This is a genomic window from Burkholderia sp. E168m23, assembly GCF_016586125.1.
Classification (GTDB): Bacteria; Pseudomonadota; Gammaproteobacteria; order Burkholderiales; family Burkholderiaceae; genus Burkholderia; species Burkholderia orbicola.
The window spans coordinates 1-4,734 of record NZ_BCPP01000562.1 but is presented as its reverse complement, the minus strand read 5'-3'; the positions used below and the strand labels follow the sequence as shown (position 1 = coordinate 4,734).

General features: G+C 68.0%; 4 protein-coding genes. 1 reads left to right on the top strand and 3 read right to left on the bottom strand.

From position 1 onward, the window contains the following. On the top strand, positions 1–313 hold a 313-nt coding region (locus JMF90_RS24680; protein WP_374104259.1), incomplete at its 5' end, for a sodium:calcium antiporter. 94 nt (positions 314–407) lie between these two features. On the opposite strand, the gene JMF90_RS24675 is transcribed toward JMF90_RS24680, so the two are convergent. From JMF90_RS24675 to JMF90_RS24665, 3 genes are all read right to left on the bottom strand, one after another. After that, positions 408–776, bottom strand: coding sequence for a copper-binding protein (locus tag JMF90_RS24675; protein ID WP_011548396.1), 369 nt, complete (start codon positions 774–776; stop codon positions 408–410). Further along, entirely contained in the window at positions 773–3,979 is a 3,207-nt protein-coding gene (locus JMF90_RS24670; RefSeq protein ID WP_011548397.1) for an efflux RND transporter permease subunit, read from the bottom strand. Before JMF90_RS24670 ends, JMF90_RS24675 begins: the two co-directional genes overlap by 4 nt. Next, the coding region (locus JMF90_RS24665) for an efflux RND transporter periplasmic adaptor subunit (RefSeq protein WP_201325538.1) at positions 3,976–4,734 on the bottom strand (759 nt) is incomplete at its 5' end. The genes JMF90_RS24665 and JMF90_RS24670, both read right to left, overlap by 4 nt.

Here is a 4,734-nt window from a genome sequence, read left to right as displayed (position 1 = left end):
GATCATCGTGCCGATCGCGACGGAGCTGCCGGAGAAGGTCAACAGCGTGCTGTGGATTCGCCGCGGGAAAGACACGCTGGCGTTCGGCAACATCACCGGTGCGATGGTGTTCCAGGGCACGCTGCTGCCGGCCATCGGCATTATGCTGACGCCGTGGGAGCCGCGCCCCGAAGTGCTGACCGGCGTGATCATCACGCTCGCGGCGGCGGCCTGGCTGCGCGTCAATGCACGTACGCGCGGGCTCGCGATCTGGGCGTTGCTTGCGAATGGCGCGGGTTATGCGGGATATCTGGCGGTGACGCTGGCGCGTTGAACGCCGGTCGGGCGCGCCGGCCGACCAACACGTCGGCGCGCGCGCTTCACGGCGCCGGATGCGGGCGGCAGCTGCGACGCCCGCATCCCGCCGATCAGGAACCCTTGACGAGTTTGACGATCGTCAACGTGCCGTCGACTTTCTCGATCCGCACCTTGACCTTGTCGCCCGCATGCGCTTGCGCGAGCATCGCCGCATCCTTCGCCTTGAACGCCATCGTCATCGGCGGCATCCCGACGTTCTGCAGCGCGCCGTGCTTCAACGTGATCTTGCCGCTCGCGGCATCGACCTTCTTCACTTCGGCGTCGGTCAGCGCGGCGTTCGATTCCGTCGCGCCGTCCGACGACATCTTCATGCCGGACATGTCCATGTTCGACATCTCGCCGGCGGCAAGCGCCGGTACCGCGAAAGCACTCAGCGCGACGACAGCGGTTACAGCAGCGATCAATTGATTCATCTTCATCGTGATTCTCCGGTGGGAAGGGATGGCACGTTCGTGCCGGAAGGAACTGCATCGGAATGCCGCGCTCGGCTCGCGCTTCGCGCACGACGGCGCTGCAGCAGAAGCCACGCGGCGGGAATGACGAACATCGACAGCAGCGGCGCCGTGACCATGCCGCCGACCATCGGCGCGGCGATGCGCTGCATGACTTCGGAACCGGCGCCGTGGCCGATCATGATCGGCACGAGGCCGGCGAGCACGACGGCGACCGTCATCGCCTTCGGCCGCACGCGCAGCACCGCGCCTTCGCGAATCGTGTCGAGCAGCAACGCATCGGTCAGCGGTTCGCCGGCATCGAGCCGGCGCTGCAGCGCGCCCTTCAGGTACAGCAGCATCACCACGCCGAATTCGGCCGCCACGCCCGCCAGCGCGATGAACCCGACCGACGTCGCGACGGACACCGCATGGCCGAGCGCCCATACGAGCCAGAATCCGCCGACCAGCGCGAACGGCACCGTCGACATCAGCAGCAACGCGTCGGCCGCCGAATCGAACGTGACGAACAGCAGCACGAAGATCACGACGAGCGTGACGGGCACGACGGTGCGCAGCGTCGCCGCCGCGCGTTCGAGATACTCGAACTGTCCCGACCACGCGATCGAATAGCCGGGCGGCAACGCGACCTGCCGCGCGACGGCCTGCTGCATCGCACGAACCGCCGTGCTCAGGTCGACCCCGCGGAGATCGACGTACACGTAGCCGGACAGCCGTGCGTTCTCGCTGCGGATCATCGGCGGCCCGTCGGCGATCGCGACACGCGCGACGTCGCCGAGGCGAATCTGCGCGCCGCGCGCGGTGACGACCGGCAGTTGCCGCAAGTTCTCGAGCGAATCGCGGATCTCGCGTGGATAGCGGATGTTGATCGGGAAACGCTCGCGCCCGGCGATCACTTCGCCGATGTCCTCGCCGCCGATCGCCGACGACACGACCGACTGGATATCCGCCACCGACAGCCCGTAACGCGCGGCGGCGAGCCGATCGATGTCGACGTCGACGTAGCGGCCGCCGTTCAGCCGTTCCGCGAGCGCGGACGTCACGCCCGGCACGCGCTTCACGGCGGCCTCGACCTGCGTCGCGATCGCGTCGATTCCCGTCAGGTCCGGCCCGGAAATCTTCACGCCGACCGGCGTCTTGATCCCGGTGGACAGCATGTCGAGCCGGTTGCGGATCGGCGGCACCCATACGTTCGACAGGCCCGGCACCCTCACCGTCCGGTCGAGTTCGTCGACGAGCTTCTCCGGCGTCATGCCCGGCCGCCATGTGCTGCGCGGCTTGAAGCGGATCGTCGTCTCGAACATCTCGAGCGGCGCGGGGTCGGTCGCGGTATCGGCTCGGCCCGACTTGCCGAACACAGTGTCGACCTCGGGCACGGTCTTGATCAGCCGGTCGGTCTGCTGCAGCAGCTCGCTCGCCTTGTCCGCCGAGATGCCCGGCAGCGCGGTCGGCATGTACAGCAAGTCGCCTTCGTCGAGCGGCGGCATGAATTCGCCACCGAGCCGCGACAACGGCACGGCCGTCAGCACGAGCGCGACGACCGCCACGCCGATCGCGGCCCACGGGCGCCGCAACGTCGCTTCGAGCAGCGGCCGGTACAGGCGGATCAGCACGCGATTGATCGGGTTCGCGTGCTCGTGCGGAATGCGGCCGCGCACCAGATAGCCCATCAGCACCGGCACCAGCGTCACCGACAACCCGGCGGCCGCCGCGATCGTATAGGTCTTCGTGAACGCCAGCGGCGCGAACAGCTTGCCCTCCTGCCCTTCCAGCGAAAACACCGGAACGAACGACAGCGTGATGATCAGCAGCGAGAAGAACAGCGCGGGCCCGACTTCCGCGGCCGATGCCGCGACGAGCTCCCAGCGACGCGCGGCCGTGAGCGGCTCGCCCGGATGCGCGTGGTCGTACGCTTCCAGATGCTTGTGCGCGTTCTCGATCATCACGATCGCCGCGTCGATCATCGCGCCGATCGCGATCGCGATCCCCCCGAGCGACATCAGGTTGGCATTCACGCCCTGGTAGCGCATCACGATGAACGCGGCCAATACGCCGAGCGGCAGCGACAGGATCGCGACCAGCGCGCTGCGCAGATGGAACAGGAACACCGCGCAGACGACACCGACGATGACGAATTCCTCGATCAGCTTGTCCGTCAGGTTGTCGACCGCGCGCGCGATCAGTTGCGATCGGTCGTAGGTCGTGACGATCTCGACGCCGGCAGGCAGCGAACGCTTGAGGTCGGCGAGCTTCGCCTTCACCGCGTCGATCGTCGTCAGCGCGTTCTTGCCCGAGCGCATCACGACGACACCGCCCGTCACTTCGCCCTGCCCGTTCAGTTCCGCGATACCGCGCCGCATCGCCGGGCCGACCTGGATGCGTGCGACGTCGCCGAGCAGGACCGGCGTGCCGGTGTCGTCGGTGCGCAGCACGACGTGACGGAAATCGTCGAGCGTGCGCAGGTAGCCGGACGACCGCACCATGTACTCCGACTCGGCCAGCTCGACGACCGAGCCGCCGGATGCCTGGTTGGCCTTGCCGAGCGCCTCCGCGACCGCCGCCTGCGTGATGCCGTATGCGCGCAGCTTGTCCGGGTCCAGCACGACCTGGTACTGGCGCACCATGCCGCCGATGCTCGCGACTTCGGAGACGTCCGGCACGGCCTTCAGTTCGAACTTCAGGAACCAGTCGTTGAGCGCGCGCAACTGGCCGAGATCGTGACGGCCGGTGCGATCGACGAGCGCGTACTCGTATACCCAGCCGACGCCGGTCGCATCGGGCCCAAGCGACACGGTCGCGCCCGCCGGCAGGCGGCTCTGCACCTGGCTCAGGTATTCGAGCACGCGCGAGCGCGCCCAGTACTGATCGGTGCGGTCGTCGAACAGCACGTAGACGAACGCGTCGCCGAACGACGAGTAAGCGCGCACGGTTTTCGCGCCGGGCACGCCGAGCAGCGTCGTCGTCAGCGGATAGGTCACCTGATCCTCGACGACCTGCGGCGCCTTGCCCGGATACGACGCCTTCACGATCACCTGCGTGTCCGACAGGTCGGGCAATGCGTCGAGCGGTGTCTGCCGCAGCGAATGCACGCCCCATGCCGCGAGCAGCACGGTGGCCAGCAGCACCAGAAACCGATGATGGACGGACCAGTGAATGAGGCGCGCGATCATCGCTCACCTCCCTGCGGCTCGACCTTCGTCAGCCGGTAGCCGTCGTCGGCCTGCGTGAACGCGAAACGCACGGTCTGCCCCGGCTTCACGTCCGGAAACGCGTGCGCCGACGGCTTGCCGAACGCCATCGTCATCGCGCCCCAGCCGAGCGCCGGCACCGGCTGATGCGAGAACGTGATGTCGTCGGCCGTGACGTTCTCCACCTTGCCGGTGGTTTCGTAGACCGGCGCGCTTGCCGTCGCGGACGATGCGGCCGAGCTTGCGCCTGCCGCCCGCTCCAGCCGCGGCAGCACGCTTTTCAGGCTGGCTTCCGAATCGATCAGGAACTGCCCCGATGCGACAACCGTATCGCCTTCGTTCAGCCCGCCGAGCACTTCCGTGTCGCCGCCGACGTCGTTGCCGACCGTCACCGACACCGGCTGGAGCCGGCCGTCGCCGAGCTTCGCGATGACGATCGTGCGCTGGCCGGTCGCGATCACGGCCTCGGACGGCACGAGCAGGCGCGACACCGTCTCCTTCGCGGCGACCCGCACGCGCATCAGCATGCCGGGCGTGAGCTTCAGCGATGCGTTGTCGATCTCCACACGCGCCTGCAGCGTGCGGCTGCCCGTGCTGATGCCGGGCAGCACTTCGCGGATGCGGCCGCTGAAATGCCGGGCCGGATCGCCCGCGAACGTCGCGTCGACCGACATTCCCGGCTGCACGTTCAAAGCGAGCGCTTCCGGCACCTCGACGACCAGCCACAGCGTCGCCAG